Source organism: Nitrobacter sp. TKz-YC02 (genome assembly GCF_049852135.1).
In the GTDB taxonomy this organism is placed as follows: domain Bacteria; phylum Pseudomonadota; class Alphaproteobacteria; order Rhizobiales; family Xanthobacteraceae; genus Nitrobacter; species Nitrobacter vulgaris.
Map to the genome: position 1 here is coordinate 1,211,886 of NZ_CP180728.1, position 19,438 is coordinate 1,231,323.

Sequence of the window (19,438 nt, forward strand, 5' to 3'; positions counted from 1 at the left end):
GTCTTTGAATTAAAGATTCGTCCGGTCAGCGTTGTCTGATCTTCTAATCTCGAGAGCGCCTTCCGAATGCTTCAACCGCCTTAGACAACAGGATCTTTACTTCGTTCGGGGCGCGTGTGAAAGGCAAGAAAAATCCCAGCCAGAAGAAAGACAAGCTGAATAGCACGCCCAAGTTCACGATATCCGACTGGTCGGCCCTTCCCAACTGGACGTAGGCAAACGCAAAGTAAAAACAAAACAATACGCCGACGCTTAGAATGAGAAACCTTTTGGGTCGTGGCCTGACGAGCCGGCCAACAAGTTGGCCAGCCTGATATCCCACCATAACTCCAACAGGTGCTAAGAGCCGAAATGCAGAGAGCTCTGGAACAAAAAATCCATAGCTCAGAACAAGTCCGATAAGGCCAAATACGCCGGTCAGCATGAGGTTCATTGGTTTCTTGAGTGCTCTTGTCTCGTAGAGAAGTTTTCGCTGGCTGACCTGCGAACAAGGATCCTAAAATACGGCGTGCGTGATTTGCACGATCGACTCGAGGAGTGGCCCGCAATTTCTACCGCGCCGCAGCTTACCATAAGGCTGGGGCCAGTAACAGCGGTGAGCGGAGCCATTGCTCGTCGTCATAAGCGCGGCTTGTCCCGCAGTCCCTTGAGCGTTTGGAACCATAAGGCCCGCCGCACATTGACAGGCGTCAATGCACGCGGCCCCCAGCGTTCATGGCACGCGGACATAGCTCAACCTCCTGGAAAAGCGAAAGGAGAGAAAGCCATGACTCATCGGCGCCGTTACAAACAGACCAAGCCTTTTCAGGACCGTCTCTTTGATTTCCTTGCGGAATCGCGACAAAGAGCCGACGAAGCCCCAGACGGCATAGAGCGAGAAAAGATAATCAAGAAAATCGAGAGTGCCAAAACGGCAGCAAGAATCGATGCATGGGCGAACTCGCCAAAAATGCAGCGGCCGAAGTAGCGGCCATCAGGCGCGCGTCGCCGGAGCCGTGATGCGTGACGAGATGCAGACGATCTTCGGGCGGCTGACGCCTTGCAGTCCGCTTCAGGTCAAGCGTTGGAAATCGGACTAAATGCGCAATGCACTCCGAAGGAATCGAAGACGCGAAACGACGACCAGCGCGCATCCGAACAGTGTATTGTCTGATTTGCGCTCGGGACACACGCTAGCTACTAATTCGAGCATTCTCCCGGCTAAAACGGATTTCCACTTAGCCGGGAAAAGTCTCGTCCACTTCGCCGGAAAGGGATTCTAATATCCCTGCCAGCGCGGCGGTTCTTTCGTGTCAGGCCAGGACTGCGCCTTCGCATACCAGTTATCGACTTGCTTTTTCGCGAAGTCGTCCTGGTACCCGTAGCGCTCCTTCAGTTTCTTTTCGAGTTGCTCGCGATGGCCGGAGATCTCCCAGAGGTCGTCGAAAGTGAATTTACCCCACTGATCTCTGACCTTGTACTTGACCTGATCCCAGTTTTGTTCAATCCGGTCCCAGTCCATAGTTCCCTCCTTCGCGCGATTTCCGCGAAAGGGAAAAACTTAAAAACTCGAACTTCGTTCCGCCGCTGCGAAGGACGAATGGTCGCACATGGACCGCATGGCCGGTTTATCCAAGGAATCCAAGGAGCAGAGTAGAATAGGGCTGTGCCGCCAATGCCTTGATGGCAATGCGCCGGCGCAAATTCCCGATACGCCGCTGCTGTTGACTTGTCTGGGACCGACTCGAACGGCAATCTGTAGCTGTCTGGTTGAATTCGCGGTTTCACGTTCTGCGCGTTGAAAGCGCCGGGATGTCGTCTGTGGTTGATCAGGCTGCATATTAGGAGGCGTTCGCATGGGACAGAAAGCTGGAAGCGGAACATACAGAACGTCTTTCCCCGATCCTGACTCGACCGAATTCACGCACGACGTTGAGGAATACCGTGCGCCTGATTTTCCGGAACGGTTGAGGGATCCTATGCGGGTTGACCTGGCATTGCTGGCGCGGATTGACGCTGCCCAAAAAGCTCATGGTGGGCTTGGCCAGCTCTCCGTCTGGTCTCGTTGGTATGCCTGCCAGGTCGAGGAATTGCGTGGCCGGTGGACGGAGCTGTTCGACTTCTACAAAATTGCAGCGCGCACGCCGGAGGACGCCTGGATGCAACTGGCGACTTCCCTGGCGCGAGACTTCGTTCCCGGCCTGCTGGTGGACAATGTTTTTCCGACTCAGGATATGCTCGTGGAACAGGCGCGACTGTTTTCCCTGATCACCGAAGTATCGGAAGCCGTGCTCGCCAGGCACGGTGAGGCGGAGGGCCAGGACGTATCGGAACGAATGGTCCTCGAGCAGGATTTTTTCAACGAGGAGCCGTGGAATGACGAGCTGTTTGGCAAGAAACCGGACAGCATCGATACACTCATGGCAAGGTTCGCGCGAGAAAAGGAACGTTTCGCCAGATTGCTCATCGAGCAATATTGGTCAAAGACGGCGGTCATGTCCTTGTTTGCCGACTCTGGTCTTGAGGTGCCCGAATTCGTCGCGAATCTGCCCGCCTGACGAAATGCCCCTGCGATCCAGCGGGAGGGTCAAAAGGGAGGCTGCACACGCCGGGAACGGGTTAGACAAAACGCGTGCCAATGCGTTGGTGCCGCAGCCTGAAACCGGCAAAATAGGCTACGTCCATCATCCCCGTCGCGGCCGGTTGTCACCCGGCGTGTGCCATTGAGAGAAATGGTACGACTCTTCCGCTGGGTTTTCCATCGCTATGATGCACGCCCCACGAAACGTTGATAGGTGGAACCCGCAACGCTGGAATCGATGACAGCGCTCAACAGCCTTGTCGGGTGGGGTTCGAATATGCTCTCAAGCGCGCGGCTTGAAATCTGCGCGCCACCGGTGGCTCCGGCTTTTAGCTGATGTCCTGGGACGTCGCGATGGTTGGGACGGGCAGGCTTTCAAGCAGCGCTCGCAGCGTGGTCAACGTCGATTGATCGGCGACGCCGTCAACCTTTTCAGGCCGGAAGTGGCGCTGAAAAGCTGTGACCACTTCCATGGTCGGGTTATCGAATTTGCCGCTTGCCTTGATGCCATAACCGTACCGCGCCAGCGATTGCTGTAGCGCTCGGACGCTCTCGCCCTCGCTGCCGGTCTTCAGTACGTCGCCGTCCACGATTGGCGCCGGCCGGACCCAATGGCCGACGCCTGAATCCGCCAACGAATGCCATGGAAATTTTTCGCCAGGATCCTTCTTGCGCGCAGGTGCGACGTCCGAATGGCCGACAATGCGATGAGCCAGGATATCCCTTCGATGAATGATGCCGCGACATAGCGCAATGACAGCGGCGATTTGTCGTAGCGGGAAAGCCGGATAACCCCAGTCGTGGCCGCGGTTGACGATCTCGATACCGATCGAGCAGGAGTTGATGTCCTCTTCGCCCGCCCATGAGGAAACACCGGCGTGCCAGGCCCGCTTCGCTTCCTGAACGCATTGCACAATGCGACCGTCCTCGAGCACGACGTAGTGTGCGGACACCTCGGTTCCAGACGTGCATAGCCGCGCCAGCGCGCCTTCAACGTCGGGCATCCCGGTATAGTGCAGCACGATCATATCCGGCCGCCGCCCTTTGGCGCGGTCGCCAAAGTTTAAGGATGGCACCGTGTCGGAGACGAGGGATGAGTCAGGGACGAAGGTCGGCATTCCAACGATGGCCTTGGGGATCGGGAGAGGGCGTCGGCGTTTTAAGTCAAGACTGACGGACGCGAACATGCAACGATCCAAAACAGGCATTAGAAATCGCGGAAAACGGGAGCGCGTGCCCGATTTGTCGACGAATCATTAGGATCATTATCCGGAGGCGCCATGCGGCATGCAATCGAATGCGTGACTCCTTTTCGTTTTTTCCTGTTAACGGCTTTGGCTTTTCCGTTCACTGTGTGGGTGTTGCACCACCCAGGGCCACCACAGGGAAGGGATAGCTCGATTGCCGTGTAGGCTATCAACGCTTTCTTAACGCTAAACGCCGTTACTAAGTGGTGAAGAGCCGAACCGGCATCGGGACGGCCGAGGTCCCATTTGCGTTCGAAATCCCCATGGCAACCCTTCAAATTCCATGCGGAAGCCCGGGTTTGTCAGCTCATCTCCTTGTGGAGAAGCGATTGGGGGCCGGTCCGAGCGGTTTTACGGTGGTGAGCTGGCTCCAGGACCGGAAAAGGCGGAATTCCGGACGGTCGGAGTCGGATGGGCACACACGCGGCGAGAACGAGACATTTGCGGACAGAGGCCCGATCATGACGGCGCAGCCGATTCGTCATGTGCCTGTGCTCGGCCGCGAGGCTGTCGCCATGCTCGAGCCGCGGGCCGGCGGCGTCTATGTCGATGCAACGTTCGGCGCCGGAGGCTATTCACGCGCCATTCTAGCAGCTGCGGATACCCGCGTGATCGGAATCGATCGCGATCGTACCGCCATTGCTGGCGGCTTCGGTCTGGTGGAGGAGTCCGGCGGCAGGCTGACGCTGGTCGAGGACCGCTTCTCCAATCTCGCCGCGGTCTGCGCGGCGCAGGGCACAGCCGTTGTCGACGGCATCGTCATGGACGTCGGCGTATCCTCGATGCAGCTCGACGAGGCCAATCGGGGCTTCTCCTTTCGTCTCGACGGTCCGCTCGACATGCGCATGAGTGGGCAAGGGCCAACTGCCGCCGACGTGGTGGCGCGCGCGTCCGAGACCGATCTCGCCAATATCATCTATATCTTCGGCGAGGAGCGTCGCTCGCGCGCCGTCGCCCGCGCCATCGTCACGGCCCGGCGGCTCGCGCCAATCGCGACCACACGGGCGCTGGCCGATATCGTGTCGAAGGTGGTTCGCGCAAAGCCGCATGAGATTCATCCCGCGACGCGGACGTTCCAGGCTCTGCGGATTTTCGTCAACGAGGAGCTCGACGAACTGATCGCGGCGCTAGCCGCGGCGGAACGCGTACTAAAGCCGGGTGGCCGGCTTGCTGTGGTGTCCTTTCATTCCCTTGAGGACCGTATCGTCAAGAATTTCCTGGTCAGGCGCGGCAAGACGGGCGGCGGTTCGCGCCATCGGCCGGAAATCGAACGGGCGTCACTCAGCTTTGCCATTCTAACCAAACGCCCGCTGACGCCGGGTGAAGAAGAAATGCACGCCAATCCGCGCGCTCGCTCAGCCAGGCTGCGCGGTGCCGAACGCACCGATGCGGCGGCAATCGATGACGGCGCCGAGCGTCCGGCCTGGCCATCGCTTGCAAACGTGATGCGGGGAGGCTGATAGGTGCGGATCATCCATTTCCTCGTCGTCTGCGCGCTTATCTATGCGGCATCGTATGTCTATCGCATCAAGATGGATTCGACCGCCCGTACTGAGCGTGTGTCGCGGCTTCAGGCTCAGGTGCGCGAGCAGCGCGAGGCCATCGCGGTCCTGCGCGCGGAATGGGCAAAGCTCGATGCGCCACGGCGTCTGCAAATTTTGGCCGAACGACATCTGAAATTGAAGCCGATTGAAACCAGACAGTTCGATTCTCTGAAAAACCTGCCGGAGCGACCGCCGAGCCTGGTGCCGCCCGGCACGTCCGATCCGATCGGCGCCATGATCGAGATCATCGATCCCGACGTCGTCACCGGTTCTCTGCCGTTGCAGGAGGCCCCGCAGTGAGTGGTCAAAACAGGCTTCCGCCGGCGTCTTGGAGTCAGCGCGTGATCCGTAACCTGCTCTATGGGCAGAACGTCGATCGCGCCGCCAAGGCGCGGGTGCGCGTCGGCTTCGTCATCATCTTATTCGGGCTGATCTATGCGGTAATCGCAACGCGTCTCGTCATGTTTGCAACATTTTCGGACGACCGGGGAGGGCATCGTGCCGCCTCGCAGGACGCGATCGCCACAGCGCGACCCGATATCATCGATCGTAACGGCCAGGCTCTTGCCACCGATATCAAGGCGCCGAGCTTGTTTGGCGAACCGCGACGCATCATCGACAGGGACGAGGCGGTCGAGTTGCTGACGGCGACGCTGCCAGATCTGGAGACCGCCGAGGTTCGACAGCGTCTTGGCACCCGTAAGGGTTTTGTCTGGTTGAAACGCGAAATCACCGCTGCCCAGCAAAAGGACATTCATGGTCTCGGAATTCCTGGGATCGGCTTTCTGCGCGAGAACAAACGCGTCTATCCAAGCGGGCGGGAGGTTGCGCACCTGATCGGGCTCGTCAACATCGATAACCAGGGCATTGCCGGGATGGAGAAGTGGCTCGACAGCAACGGGCTCGCGGACCTGCACCGCGCCGGCTTCGCCACCGACCGCCTGCAGCAGCCGGTGGAATTGTCGATCGACCTGCGTGTCGAGCACGCGTTGCGCGACGAGCTTATGAATGCCAAGGAACACTATCAAGCCAAGGCCGCCTCGGGTATCGTCTCCAACGTGCGAACCGGTGAGATCGTCGCGATGGTCTCCTTGCCGGACTTCGATCCCAACAATCCGAAAGAGGCGCATGATCCCGATCGTATCAACCGTCTGACAACGGGCGTGTACGAAATGGGATCGACCTTCAAGGCGTTCACGCTGGCGATGGCGCTTGATTCCGGCAAGTACGATCTGAATTCGATGTGGGACGCGCGTGCGCCATTGCATTTCGGCCGCTTCGCGATTCATGATGACCATCGGCTCGGCCGCTTCATCAACATGAAGGAAGTGTTCACCTACTCATCCAACATCGGCGCGGCGCGGATCGCGCTGGCGCAAGGCGTCGAGGCGCACAAGGCGTTCCTGCGCAAGATGGGCCAGATGGATCGCCTGCGTACCGAGTTGCCGGAAAGCGCGTCGCCGATCCTGCCGCGCAAGTGGGGCGAGTTGAACACCGTCACCATCGCTTTCGGGCACGGCATGGCGGTGGCTCCGTTGCAGGCGGTGATGGGGATCGATGCGCTGGTCAATGGTGGCTGGTTGATTCCGCCCACCTTCCTGAAGCGCACCGAAGAGGAAGCACGGGCGGTCGCCAAGCGCGTCATCAAACAGGAAACCAGCGACAAGATGCGCTTCTTGCTGCGACTGAACGCCGAGATCGGAACCGCAAGGAAGGCCGACGTCAAGGGCTACTATGTCGGCGGCAAGACCGGCACCGCCGAGAAGGTGATCAACGGTCGCTACGCCAAGAAGCGCGTGCTCAATGCCTTCACCGCGATCCTGCCCGCGGACAATCCTCAATACCAGCTTCTCGTGATGTTGGACGAGCCGCAGCCGCTCAAAGAAACCCATGGTTTTATCACCTCGGGATGGAACGCAGTTCCGACCGGCGGCAAGGTCATCGCGCGCATCGCTCCGATCCTGGGCGTGCAACCGCGGTTCGATTTGCCGCCGTCCGAGCGCCTCATTCTTGCGGCATCCCGTGCGACGCAATAGAACGACCGGGCCTTTCCGGCGTCTCGAATTGGAAGTTCGCCTCATTTTTAGCGCGCCACGCAGCAACCTTCGGACTTAAAAAGCACACCGGCAACTTGATATTCGCCGGTGGTCCTTTGATGATTCTGACGTTTGCCGGAAACTTGCTTAAATGGGATGTTAGAGTTGAACCACCGGGCTGGGAGACCATGAAACTTCGTGAGCTTTTCGGTGACGATGCCACCATGGACGCGCCGACTGGCGAGCTTGCCGTCACGGGTCTCGCGGTGGATAGCCGCGCGGTGAAGCCCGGAGACCTTTTCTTCGCGCTTGCCGGTACGAAGACAGATGGCGCGCGGTTCATCGATGTCGCGATCGCGTCGGGCGCCGTTGCGGTGGTCGGCGACCACGCGCCCGCGTCCGGGCGCGTTCCGTTCATCGCAACGCCGAATCCGCGGCGCGCGCTGGCGCTGGCCGCCGCTAAATTTTACAAGCAGCAGCCCACAACCATTGCCGCCGTTACCGGGACCAGCGGCAAAACCTCGGTCGCGGCATTCACGCGGCAGATCTGGCAGCGGCTCGGCTATTCGTCGGCGAGCATCGGCACCATCGGCGTGGTCGCACCGTCGCGCACGGTCTACGGCTCTGTGACGACGCCCGATCCGATCGAGTTGCATCGGGAGTTGGATCAGCTCGTGAGCGAAGGCGTGACGCATCTTGCGCTGGAAGCGTCCTCGCATGGTCTTGATCAATATCGACTCGATGGCGTGCGGGTGCGTGCCGCAGGCTTCACTAACCTGTCGCGCGATCACATGGATTATCATCCGACAGTCGCGCACTATCTCGATACAAAGCTGCGGCTGTTCCGCGAGCTGGTCGAGCCGGACGGGGTTGCGGTGATTTCCGCGGATCATGACTGTTCGGTTATCGTGATCGAAGCGGCGAGCGCGCGCAACGTGCCGGTGATGCGTGTGGGCCGCCGCGGCGACGGTGCGCGCATCGGCATTCGTCTGGTCGCGGCCACTATCGAGGGCTTTGCGCAACGGGTGACCCTCGAGCACGCCGGACGCGAGCGTGTCATACGTCTGCCTCTGGTCGGAGAGTTCCAGATCGAGAATGCGCTGGTGTCGGCCGGTCTCGTCATCGGGAGCGGTGGCGACGTGGATGGAGTATTCGCGGCGCTCGAGCATCTCGAAGGCGCAAGGGGACGGCTTGAACTGGTCGGTGAGCGCAATGGAGCTCCGGTCTTTGTTGATTACGCCCATAAACCGGATGCGCTGGCGAAGGCGTTGCAGGCGTTGCGGCCCTATGCCAAGCGCAAGCTCGTGGTGGTGTTCGGAGCGGGCGGCGATCGCGATGCAGGCAAGCGTCCGCTGATGGGCGCAATCGCCGCCGATAACGCGGATGAGGTTATCGTAACCGACGATAATCCGCGCAGCGAAAATCCCGCCGCGATCCGCGCCGCGATCCTCGCCGCCGCCACGGGCGCCCGCGAGATCGGCGATCGAGCCGAAGCGATAAGTGCTGCGATTGCGGGGCTGCAGCCGGGCGACGCCTTGCTGATTGCCGGCAAGGGGCACGAGACCGGACAGATCGTGGGTGATCGCGTGCTGCCGTTCAGCGACCACGAGGCAGCTATCGCGGCACTGACATCGAGGCAGATATGAGCGCGCGCCCGTTGTGGACTTTGGACGCGATGGTTACGGCGATGCGGGCCGAAAGGCGCGGGGCTTTGCCGGCGGTGATTACCGGAATCTCTATCGACAGCCGCACTATCGCGCCGGGCGAGGCTTATTTCGCGATCAAGGGCGACGTGCACGACGGTCACGCTTTTGTCGATGCCGCCTTGAAGGCGGGTGCGGCGCTGGCGGTGGTTGAGGCCGCGCAACGCGATACGTTCGCCCCCGGTGCGCCCCTGCTGATCGTCGAGGATGTGCTTGCCGCTTTGTGCGATCTGGCGCGGGCATCGCGCGCGCGACTTTCCGCGCAGGTGATCGCGGTGACGGGCTCGGTGGGGAAGACTTCGACCAAGGAGGCGTTGCGGAGCGTCCTTGGCGCGCAGGGCGAGACACATGCCTCGGTGGCTTCGTTCAACAATCACTGGGGCGTACCGCTGACGTTGGCGCGCTGCCCGGCGGATGTGCGTTTCGCCATCTTCGAGATCGGAATGAATCACGCTGGCGAAATCGAGCCGCTGGTGAGGATGGTGCGGCCGCATGTTGCGGTCATCACCACGGTCGAACCGGTGCATCTTGAGTTCTTCTCCGGCATAGAGGCGATTGCCGACGCCAAGGCGGAAATTTTCGAAGGCGTCGAGCCGCGCGGCGCCGTCGTGCTCAATCGGGACAACGCTCAGTTCGCGCGGCTGCAAGAACGTGCAAAGAAACTCGACATCGCGAACATCATCTCGTTCGGCTCGGACGAGAAGGCCGATGCGCGCTTGCTCGACGTGGCGTTGCATCCGGCGTGCTCTGCTGTGCACGCCAAAATTCTCGGCCATGAGTTGACCTATAAGCTCGGCATGCCCGGCCGTCACATGGCGATGAATTCGCTGGCGGTGCTGGCGGCGGCGTCACTGGCGGGCGCCGATCTTGCGCTTGCGGGGCTTGCGCTGTCGCAGGCGCTGCCGGCCGCTGGACGCGGCGTGCGCCGTGCGCTGACCGTGCCGGGAGGCGAGGCGACCCTGATTGACGAAAGCTATAACGCCAATCCTGCTTCGATGGCTGCGGCGCTGGGCGTGCTTGGCGGGGCCAGGGTCGGGACGCAGGGTCGCCGCATCGCCGTGCTGGGCGATATGCTGGAGCTCGGCCCCAAAAGTGCGGACCTGCATCGTGGCCTGACCGAGGCGATCAATGCCAATGCGGTCGACATGATTTTTTGCTGCGGCCCTCTGATGCGCAACCTGTGGGACGCGCTTTCCTCCGGCAAGCGGGGCGGTTATGCAGAGGACTCGGCCGCGCTCGAATCGCAGGTGGTGGCGGCGATCCGCGCCGGCGACGTCATCATGGTCAAGGGCTCGCTCGGATCGCGAATGAAATTGATTATAACGGCGCTTGAAAAGCGATTTCCCGACAACGCCGCGCACGACGGAGTCGCGGTTTAGGGTTTCATGAAATGTTTTACTGGCTGATCGATCTTTCTAACACGGTTCCGGGGCTCGGCATTTTCAAGCCGCTGCTGAACGTCTTCCGCTACATCACCTTCCGCACCGGCGGCGCGATGGTGACGGGCGCGTTGTTCGTGTTTCTGTTCGGCCCCTGGATCATCGACAATCTTCGCCTGCGTCAGGGCAAGGGACAGCCGATCCGGACCGACGGGCCGCAGTCGCACCTCGTCAGCAAGAAGGGCACGCCGACCATGGGCGGCCTGATGATCCTGTCGGGACTTGTCGTGTCGACCGTGCTGTGGGCCAATCCCCTCAATCCGTATGTCTGGATCGTGCTCGCGGTGACGCTCGGTTTCGGCTTCATCGGCTTCTATGACGACTACCTGAAGGTGACGAAGCAGACCCACGCCGGATTCTCCGGGCGCACCCGCCTGCTGCTCGAACTGTTGATCGCGCTGGCCGCGTGCTATGCGCTGACGCGGCTCGGCCGCGAGCCGTTCTCGACGGCGCTGGTGATCCCGTTCTTCAAGGACGTGGCGCTGGACCTCGGCTGGTTCTTTCTCGCCTTTGGTGCTTTCATCATCGTCGGAGCCGGCAATGCGGTGAATCTCACCGACGGCCTCGACGGTCTCGCCATCGTGCCGGTCATGATCGCGGCGGCGAGCTTCGCCATGATCGCCTATCTCGCCGGCAACGCGGTCTTCGCCGACTATCTTCAGATCAACTACATCGCGGGGGCGGGCGAACTGGCAGTGCTGTGCGGCGCGGTGCTCGGGGCCGGCCTCGGCTTCCTTTGGTTCAACGCCCCGCCGGCTTCGATCTTCATGGGGGATACTGGTTCGCTGGCGCTCGGCGGCATGCTCGGCTCGATCGCTGTGGCGGTGAAGCATGAGATCGTGCTGGCCGTGATCGGCGGGCTGTTCGTGCTGGAGGCGGTGTCGGTGATCGTGCAGGTGGCGTCGTTCAAGCTCACCGGCAAGCGCATTTTCAAAATGGCGCCGATCCACCACCACTTCGAGCAGCTCGGCTGGACTGAGCCGCAGATCGTGATCCGGTTCTGGATCATCTCGGTGATGTTGGCGCTTGCCGGCCTTTCGACGCTGAAGCTGCGGTGATGATGGATATGCGCGCTTCGCTCGTCTCGACCCCACATGGGGGAAGGGAACAGGTGTGCGGTGCGTGGAGTGCCTTGCCATGATCCCCGCCACCTCCTTTGCCGGCAAGACGGTCGCGGTGTTTGGCCTCGGCGGCTCGGGTCTTGCAAGCTGCCACGCGCTGAAGGCCGGCGGCGCTGAAGTGATTGCGAGCGACGACAACGTCGACAATCTTGCGAAAGCGGCGCAGGCTGGTTTCATCACCGCGGATCTGCGAAACGTATTGTGGACGAATTTCGCCGCGCTGGTGCTTGCGCCCGGCGTGCCGCTGACCCACCCGGCGCCGCACTGGAGCGTGCTTGCGGCGCGACAGGCGGGTGTCGAGGTGATCGGCGACATCGAACTGTTCTGCCGCGAGCGGAAACGCCATACCCCCGACGCGCCCTTCGTCGCCATCACCGGCACCAACGGCAAATCCACCACCACAGCGCTGGTCGCACATCTGATGCGCGAGGCCGGGCACGATGTGCAGATGGGCGGCAACATCGGCACCGCGATCCTGTCGTTGGAGCCTCCGCGCAGAGGACGCGTTCATGTGATCGAGATGTCGTCGTACCAGATCGACCTCGCCCCCTCGCTCGATCCGACCGTCGGCATTCTGCTCAATGTCAGTCCCGATCATCTCGATCGTCACGGCAGCATCGAACATTATGCGGAGGTGAAGGAGCGACTCATCGCCGGTGTGCAGACGCAGGGCACGGCCGTCGTCGGTGTTGACGATCGCTGGTGTGGAGCAGTCGCCGACCGTCAGGAGCAGGCCGGCCGCAACGTCGTGCGCGTGTCGGTGAAGCGGCCGCTAGCTTACGGCATCAGCGTCGAACAGGATAGGATCGTTCTTGCGTCTGGTGGTGCGCGCAGCGAAATCGCTGACATTGGTGGAATCGGGTCACTGCGCGGGAGGCACAACGCGCAGAATGCAGCCTGCGCTTCGGCGGCGGCGCTGGCGCTCGGGGTTAGCCGGGAGATTCTGCAGCAGGATTTACGCAGTTTCCCCGGTCTCGCGCATCGCATGGAGCAGGTGGGGCGCAAGGCTCACGTACTGTTCGTCAACGACTCTAAGGGCACCAATGCCGACGCCACCGAGAAAGCGTTGTCGTCCTTCACCAATATCTTCTGGATCGCCGGGGGCAAACCGAAGAGCGGCGGCATCGCCTCGCTCGACGCGTTCTTCCCGCGCATCCGGAAAGCTTATCTGATCGGAGAGGCGGCGCAGGAGTTTGCGGCGACGCTGGAAGGCAAGGCGGCTTACGAGATCAGCGCCACGCTGGAGGCCGCAGTGCCTGCCGCCGCGCGCGATGCGGAAGCCTCCGGCCTTGCGGACGCCGTGGTGCTGTTGTCGCCGGCCTGCGCCTCGTTCGATCAGTTCCGCAATTTCGAGATTCGCGGCGACCGTTTCCGCGAGCTGGTTCGGGCGTTACCGGGCGTCACACCCGTCGTGTAGCTCGTGCCGTCACAGGCCTTTGGCGAGCGATGACGAAGATATCGCAACAGCCTTAACTCTCCGGTAACCACGATGAGGGACCAATGGATTATCTCCGCCCGCAGGACCCGCCATGATTTCACGCGAACAACGCACACCGCTCTCGGAATGGTGGTGGACCGTGGATCGGTTGCTGCTGGCGGGCATGGTGCTTCTGATGCTCACCGGCGTGGTGCTGTCGCTGGCGGCGAGCCCGTCGGTGGCGACCCGGATCGGGCTTGATCCATTTCACTTCTTTCATCGTCACGTGCTGTTTCTGCTGCCGTCGATCGTCGTGATGGTCGGCGTGTCGTTTCTGTCGCCGCGTCAGATCCGCCGCTCGGCGCTGATCGTGTTCGCGCTCAGCGTCGTGTTGATCGTCGCCACGCTCGGGTTCGGTCCGGAGGTCAAGGGCGCGAAACGCTGGATCACGATCCTCGGCGTCAACATCCAGGCTTCGGAATCCGCGAAGCCCGCTTTCGTCGTACTGGCGGCCTGGCTGTTTTCGGAATCCGCGCGCAAGCCTGAGATGCCGGCGACCTCGATGGCGCTGACGCTGCTGCTGGGCCTCGTCACACTGCTGGTGATGGAGCCGGACTTCGGCCAGACCATGCTGATTCTGATGGTATGGGGAGCGCTGTTCTTCATTGCAGGCATGCGCATCGTCTGGGTATTCGGTCTCGCAGGCGCGGCGATTGCCGGCTTGTTCGCCGCCTACATGATGGTGCCGCACGTCGCGCTCCGTATCCGGCGTTTTATGGATCCGGCCTCCGGCGACACCTTCCAGGTCGACACCGCGATGGACGCTTTCGCCAACGGTGGATGGTTCGGGCTCGGCCCCGGCGAGGGCATCGCCAAGCGGAGTCTTCCGGATAGTCACACCGATTTCGTGTTCGCGGTCGGCGCCGAGGAATTCGGCATCATCATGTGCCTCGGGCTGCTGGCGCTGTTCACCTTCATCGTCATGCGCACGCTGTCGCGCGCTTATGCATCGGAGGATCTGTTCTCGCGTTTTGCCGCGTCCGGGCTCGCGATCATGTTCGGCGTGCAGGCCGCCATCAATATGGCGGTCAACCTGCATCTGATTCCCGCCAAAGGCATGACGCTGCCGTTCATTTCCTATGGCGGCTCGTCGATGGTCTCGCTCGCCTACGGCGTCGGCTTGATGCTGGCGCTGACGCGCGAACGGCCGCGCACGGAAATGGAATCAATCAGCGACGCCACTGCCGCCGCGAGCTATGCGTGATCTGGTCCTGCTGAAGCAACTTCGTCATTGCTTCGCTACGCTCGCAATGACGTTCGGAACGCAAATCTTATGACCACCACGCCTCTCATCCTGCTCGCCGCTGGCGGAACTGGGGGACACCTGTTTCCCGCCGAGGCGCTGGGCGTCGAGCTGATGAAGCGCGGCTTGCGCGTGCGGCTGGTGACGGATGCGCGTGCGCTGCGTTATAGTGGGCTGTTCTCGAAAGACATGACCGACGTGGTCCCGAGCGAGACGGTGCGCGGCCGCTCGCCGTGGGCGCTGGCGCGCACCGGCCTGACGCTCGCGGTCGGCACAGCCGTCGCTCTCAATCTGATGCGCGTTCTAAAGCCCGCCGCCGTAGTCGGATTTGGTGGCTATCCGACCTTGCCCCCGCTGATCGCGGCGCAACTCAAGGGCATTCCGACGTTGATCCATGATTCCAACGCGGTCATGGGCCGCGCCAACAGTTTTCTGTCCAAGCGCGTCAGCGCCATCGCCACCTCGTTGCCGGGCGTGCTCGACAAGGAGCCGTCGCTGATCGGTAAGACCACGACGACCGGAACGCCGATGCGGCCTTCGATTCTCGCTGCCGCCATGGTGCCGTTCGCAGCACCAGGCTCGAACGATCCTTTGCGCGTTCTTGTGGTTGGCGGTAGCCAGGGTGCTCGCGTCATGAGCGACATTGTGCCGGACACAATTGAAAGACTCGAACCGGCGCTGCGGCAGCGATTGATATTGACCCAGCAGGTGCGCGACGAAGATGTGGCGCGGGTGCGCCTGGTCTATGACCGGCTGAAGATCGAAGCGGAGCTTGCGCCGTTCTTTGCCGACCTTCCGGCGCGGCTGGCGTCGAGTCACATCGTCGTATCCCGCTCGGGGGCGGGTACGGTGGCTGAACTCGGTGCGATTGGGCGCCCCTCTATTCTTGTACCGCTGCCCGGCGCGATCGATCAGGACCAGTTCGCCAATGCCGGTGTGCTCGCTGATGCCGGGGGCGCGATTCGCATCGTGCAGTCCGACTTCACTCCAGACCGGCTCGCGGCGGAATTGTCCGCGCTCGCGGAGGAACCGTCGCGGCTCGCGGCCATGGCGGCGGCGGCGCGCAAGGTAGGCCGCCTCGACGCAGCCGAACGGCTGGCGGATCTGGTGATGAAGGTGGCGCGACTTGATTCGCCGGCGTGACGGCTTGACATTTGCCATCATGCCCGGACTTGTTCCGGCCATCCGCGTTTTGCATGAATCGGTTCGAAAGCAAGACGTGGATACCCGTGACAAAGCCATGTGCCGGCGAGTGCCGGGTAAGTGGGCATCAGGACTTTTGCGAGAAGACGACCCATGAGATTGCCGCGCGAAATCGGCCCTATCCACTTCATCGGCATCGGCGGCATCGGCATGAGTGGCATCGCCGAGGTACTGTGCAACCTCGGCTACACGGTGCAGGGCTCGGACGCTTCCGAAGGCGCTAATGTGGTGCGTCTCCGTGAGAAGGGCGTCAAGGTCACGGTCGGCCATAAGGCCGAGAACGTAAACGGCGCCGACGTGCTGGTCGTTTCGACCGCGATCAAGCGCGACAATCCCGAGCTGATGGCGGCGCGCGCGCAGCGCATTCCGGTCGTGCGCCGCGCCGAGATGCTTGCGGAACTCATGCGGCTGAAAAGCTGCGTCGCCATCGCCGGCACTCACGGCAAGACGACGACGACATCGATGGTTGCAGCGCTGCTCGACGCCGGCGATTTCGATCCCACAGTCATCAACGGCGGCATCATCAACGCCTACGGCACCAACGCGCGGCTGGGGGCCGGCGAGTGGATGGTGGTGGAGGCCGACGAGAGCGACGGTACCTTTTTGAAGCTGCCGACCGACGTTGCTATCGTCACCAACGTCGATCCCGAGCATCTTGATCACTTCAAGACCTTCGATGCAGTCCAGGATGCATTCCGCTCGTTCGTGGAGAACGTGCCGTTCTACGGCTTTGCGGTGATGTGTATCGATCATCCGGTCGTGCAGAGCATGGTCGGGAAGATCGAGGACCGCCGCATCATTACTTACGGCGAAAATCCGCAAGCCGACGCGCGGTTGATCGATCTCGCACCGAACGGCGGCGGCTCGCATTTCAAAGTTGTGTTCCGCAATCGCAAGACCGATGCCGCCCACGAGATTTCCGATCTGGTGCTGCCGATGCCGGGTCGTCACAACGCGCTCAACGCCACAGCGGCAATCGCGGTGGCGCACGAACTCGGCATTCCCGACGCGACAATCCGCAGCGCCATCGCAGGGTTCGGCGGCGTCAAGCGGCGCTTTACCAAGACCGGCGAGTGGAACGGCGTCACCATCATCGACGACTACGGTCATCATCCAGTCGAGATCGCAGCGGTGCTGAAGGCGGCGCGCGAGTCCACCGGTGGCAGGGTCATCGCCGTGGTGCAGCCGCATCGTTATACGCGATTGCAAGCGCTGTTTGAGGAATTCTGCACCTGCTTTAACGACGCCGACACGGTTGTCGTCGCGGACGTCTATCCGGCGGGCGAGGTGCCGATCGCGGGCATCGACCGCGATCACTTCGTACTCGGTCTGCGCGCCCACGGCCACCGTGAGGTGGTACCGCTGCAGGAGTCCGCGGCGCTCGCGGGTGTTATTGCAGGCCTTGCGAAGCAGGATGACTATGTCGTGTGCCTCGGCGCCGGCAACATCACGCAATGGGCTTATGCGCTGCCCGGTGAACTCAAGGCCCTGAGATGAGCACGCTCGCACCGAGTTTGCGTCCGTTTTGGCCGGGCTTGTCCCGGCCATCCACGTCTTTTGAGTCATAGCGTCGGGCGGTGGTTTTAATGACCTTCCCCGACATCGTTCCAAAATTGAAATCGCAAATGCCGGAGTTGCGCGGGCGGCTGCTGGCGAATGAGTCGCTGGCGCCGCTGACATGGTTTCGCGTCGGTGGCCCGGCGCAGGTGCTGTTTGCGCCTGCGGACGAAAACGATCTCGCCTATTTCCTGCTCCATCTGCCGCAAGAGATCCCGGTCTATTGCATCGGCGTCGGCTCCAATATTGTGGTGCGCGACCGCGGCTTACCGGGCGTGGTGATCCGCCTGTCTCCGCGCGGATTCGGCGACGTTACGACCGATGGCGACATCGTGCGCGCCGGCGCGGCCGCGCTCGACAAGCGTGTTGCGGAAGCTGCGGCTGCGGCGAACATTAGCGGGCTTGAATTCTATTTCGGCATTCCCGGCACCATCGGCGGCGCGCTCCGCATGAACGCGGGCGCCAACGGCAGCGAGACCAAAGATGTTCTCTTCGAAGCCCGCGCAGTCAGCCGCCGTGGCGAAAAGATGGTCTTCGATAATTCCGGCATGGCGTTCGAATATCGCAGCAGCAGAGTCGATCCCTTCGTCATCTTCACCGGCGCGATATTTCGTGGCCGTATCGCCGAGCCGGAAACAATCCGCGCGCGTATGAACGACGTGCAGACTCACCGCGAGACGGTGCAGCCGATCCGCGAAAAGACCGGTGGTTCGACGTTCAAGAATCCGCCGGGCCAGAGTGCCTGGAAATTGATCGATGCCGCCGGGATGCGCGGCCATCGCGTCGGCGGCGCGCAGGTATCGGAAATGCACTGCAATTTTCTCATCAACACTGGAGAGGCCACGGCGCGTGACATCGAAACCTTGGGCGAATCTGTCCGCGAACGGGTAAAACAGCACTCCGGTATCGAACTGCAGTGGGAAATCAAGCGGATCGGGGTTGGAGTATGACCCCCGACAAAGGAAGCCTGGCTTTCGGATAAGATCATGTTCGATCATAAAGATAAGGCGAGCAGTTGATTCAACGCAGTTGATCAGGCTCTCGAGAAGGTCGATGCGCATCACCATTTTGTTCGGCGGCAGCAACAAAGAGCGTCTCGTTTCGGTCGCGAGCGCGCAGGCGCTGCATCACGCTTTGCCGGAGGCCGACCTTTGGTTCTGGAACCATCGCGACGAAGTCATCGACGTGCGACCCGACGCGCTGAGAAATCATGCTCGGCCGTTCGAGGACGAGTTCATCCCTGTCGGCGCCGGCACGCCGCTTGAACGGGCGCTGGACAGGGCGAAGGCCGAGGGCCGCCTTCTGGTGCTCGGCCTTCACGGAGGTCGCGCCGAAAATGGCGAACTGCAGGCGATGTGCGAACTCCGTCACATTCCTTTTACGGGGTCGGGCTCGGCCGCCTCTCATCTTGCGTTCGACAAGGTTGCGGCCAAGCGGTTCGTGGCCCTGGCCGGTGTCACTACGCCGGCGCACGTCTTGCTTGAGAACATCGATCGCGCGTTCGCCGAACACGGCCGGCTGGTTGCTAAACCTGCATGCGACGGCTCGAGCTATGGCCTGATCTTCATCAATGCGTCGCAGGACCTCGTCACCGTTCGCGACGCAGCGAAGACAGAAGACTATGTGATTGAACCGTTCGTGTCCGGCATCGAGGCGACTTGCGGCGTGCTGGAGCATTCCGACGGTTCGGTCGTCGCGCTTCCACCGGTTGAGATCGTGCCAGCCGAGGGCGCGTTCGACTATGCCGCGAAATATCTGGCGAAGACGACACAAGAGATCTGTCCGGGGCGTTTTTCGCCGGAGATAGCCACGCAGATCATGGATCACTCGCTGCGGGCGCATCTCGCGTTGTCCTGCCGCGGCTATTCTCGCAGCGACTTCATCGTGACAGGCAAGGGGCCGGTCTATCTTGAGACCAATACCCTGCCGGGCATGACCGCGGCGTCGCTTTACCCGAAGGCGCTTCATGCACACGGGATCGGGTTTGCGGATTTCCTCCGGGATCAAATCGTGCTTGCCGAAAAGACAGTACGTCCGATTTGAGGAGCCTGGCGCAGCGCGCTGAGGGAACCGCGAAGGGTGCACGGCAATCCGACGGGCTGATCCCGAAAAGCCGCAAGGCATTCTTTTATCGCGTCAAAATGCGGCCTGTCCGCACCGCATTTACCTTTTGTTTACCAGGACGTCCCAAGGTTAACACTGGCGGCGCATGTGGCGTTTGGCTGCCGGGGCGCGAGCTGTCGCGGAATTTTCCGCTTCCGATCGCATCGAGGGAATAGCGGACCTGCCGGAGGTCGGCGCCCCGCCC

At 61.6% G+C, this 19,438-nt stretch carries 17 protein-coding genes; 14 read left to right on the forward strand and 3 right to left on the reverse strand.

Annotated elements, in window-relative coordinates:
• Window positions 1-43: 43 nt before the first annotated feature.
• Complete coding sequence (locus ACM561_RS05730) at window positions 44-433, reverse strand: hypothetical protein (protein WP_425908689.1); 390 nt, start codon at window positions 431-433, stop codon at window positions 44-46.
• 333 nt (window positions 434-766) lie between these two features.
• Between ACM561_RS05730 and ACM561_RS05735 the strand changes: the two genes are divergently transcribed.
• On the forward strand, window positions 767-967 hold the full coding sequence (locus ACM561_RS05735) for a hypothetical protein (RefSeq protein ID WP_079446097.1): 201 nt from the start codon (window positions 767-769) through the stop codon (window positions 965-967).
• A gap of 291 nt (window positions 968-1,258) precedes the next feature.
• Here ACM561_RS05735 and ACM561_RS05740 read toward each other — a convergent pair whose 3' ends face one another.
• Entirely contained in the window at window positions 1,259-1,501 is a 243-nt protein-coding gene (locus tag ACM561_RS05740; protein WP_079446179.1) for a CsbD family protein, read from the reverse strand.
• A gap of 457 nt (window positions 1,502-1,958) precedes the next feature.
• Between ACM561_RS05740 and ACM561_RS05745 the strand changes: the two genes are divergently transcribed.
• Window positions 1,959-2,537: a hypothetical protein gene (locus ACM561_RS05745; RefSeq protein ID WP_425908691.1), complete on the forward strand. Its 579-nt coding sequence runs from the start codon at window positions 1,959-1,961 to the stop codon at window positions 2,535-2,537.
• A gap of 352 nt (window positions 2,538-2,889) precedes the next feature.
• On the opposite strand, the gene ACM561_RS05750 is transcribed toward ACM561_RS05745, so the two are convergent.
• A complete protein-coding gene (locus ACM561_RS05750; RefSeq protein WP_425908693.1) occupies window positions 2,890-3,747 on the reverse strand; it encodes an N-acetylmuramoyl-L-alanine amidase in 858 nt (285 codons plus the stop codon).
• Window positions 3,748-4,268: 521 nt separating this feature from the next.
• Here ACM561_RS05750 and rsmH point away from each other — a divergent pair.
• From rsmH to ACM561_RS05810, 12 genes are all read left to right on the forward strand, one after another.
• Window positions 4,269-5,267: a 16S rRNA (cytosine(1402)-N(4))-methyltransferase RsmH gene (rsmH, locus tag ACM561_RS05755; protein ID WP_425908694.1), complete on the forward strand. Its 999-nt coding sequence runs from the start codon at window positions 4,269-4,271 to the stop codon at window positions 5,265-5,267.
• A gap of 3 nt (window positions 5,268-5,270) precedes the next feature.
• Window positions 5,271-5,651 carry a cell division protein FtsL gene (gene ftsL, locus ACM561_RS05760; protein ID WP_425908696.1) on the forward strand — a complete coding sequence of 127 codons (381 nt, stop codon included), beginning with the start codon at window positions 5,271-5,273 and terminating at the stop codon, window positions 5,649-5,651.
• Entirely contained in the window at window positions 5,648-7,387 is a 1,740-nt protein-coding gene (locus ACM561_RS05765; RefSeq protein WP_425908698.1) for a peptidoglycan D,D-transpeptidase FtsI family protein, read from the forward strand. Before ftsL ends, ACM561_RS05765 begins: the two co-directional genes overlap by 4 nt.
• A gap of 188 nt (window positions 7,388-7,575) precedes the next feature.
• A complete protein-coding gene (locus ACM561_RS05770; RefSeq protein WP_425908700.1) occupies window positions 7,576-9,033 on the forward strand; it encodes a UDP-N-acetylmuramoyl-L-alanyl-D-glutamate--2,6-diaminopimelate ligase in 1,458 nt (485 codons plus the stop codon).
• Window positions 9,030-10,469, forward strand: a complete 1,440-nt coding sequence (locus ACM561_RS05775; RefSeq protein WP_425908702.1) for a UDP-N-acetylmuramoylalanyl-D-glutamyl-2,6-diaminopimelate--D-alanyl-D-alanine ligase — start codon at window positions 9,030-9,032, stop codon at window positions 10,467-10,469. The genes ACM561_RS05770 and ACM561_RS05775 overlap by 4 nt, the downstream gene beginning before the upstream one ends.
• A gap of 11 nt (window positions 10,470-10,480) precedes the next feature.
• Window positions 10,481-11,587 carry a phospho-N-acetylmuramoyl-pentapeptide-transferase gene (mraY, locus tag ACM561_RS05780; protein WP_425908704.1) on the forward strand — a complete coding sequence of 369 codons (1,107 nt, stop codon included), beginning with the start codon at window positions 10,481-10,483 and terminating at the stop codon, window positions 11,585-11,587.
• 79 nt (window positions 11,588-11,666) lie between these two features.
• Window positions 11,667-13,067 (forward strand): UDP-N-acetylmuramoyl-L-alanine--D-glutamate ligase, encoded by a 1,401-nt coding sequence (gene murD / locus ACM561_RS05785; protein ID WP_425908706.1) that lies wholly within the window; start codon window positions 11,667-11,669, stop codon window positions 13,065-13,067.
• 112 nt (window positions 13,068-13,179) lie between these two features.
• Window positions 13,180-14,331, forward strand: coding sequence for a putative lipid II flippase FtsW (gene ftsW / locus ACM561_RS05790; RefSeq protein WP_425908708.1), 1,152 nt, complete (start codon window positions 13,180-13,182; stop codon window positions 14,329-14,331).
• Between the two features lie 69 nt (window positions 14,332-14,400).
• Window positions 14,401-15,513, forward strand: a complete 1,113-nt coding sequence (gene murG / locus ACM561_RS05795; protein WP_425908710.1) for an undecaprenyldiphospho-muramoylpentapeptide beta-N-acetylglucosaminyltransferase — start codon at window positions 14,401-14,403, stop codon at window positions 15,511-15,513.
• Between the two features lie 153 nt (window positions 15,514-15,666).
• The gene (gene murC, locus ACM561_RS05800) at window positions 15,667-17,070 is read left to right on the forward strand and encodes a UDP-N-acetylmuramate--L-alanine ligase (protein ID WP_425908712.1); all 1,404 of its coding nucleotides are present in this window, start codon (window positions 15,667-15,669) and stop codon (window positions 17,068-17,070) included.
• Between the two features lie 89 nt (window positions 17,071-17,159).
• Window positions 17,160-18,080 carry a UDP-N-acetylmuramate dehydrogenase gene (gene murB / locus ACM561_RS05805; protein WP_425908714.1) on the forward strand — a complete coding sequence of 307 codons (921 nt, stop codon included), beginning with the start codon at window positions 17,160-17,162 and terminating at the stop codon, window positions 18,078-18,080.
• Between the two features lie 103 nt (window positions 18,081-18,183).
• Complete coding sequence (locus ACM561_RS05810) at window positions 18,184-19,173, forward strand: D-alanine--D-alanine ligase family protein (protein WP_425908715.1); 990 nt, start codon at window positions 18,184-18,186, stop codon at window positions 19,171-19,173.
• Window positions 19,174-19,438: the final 265 nt, after the last annotated feature.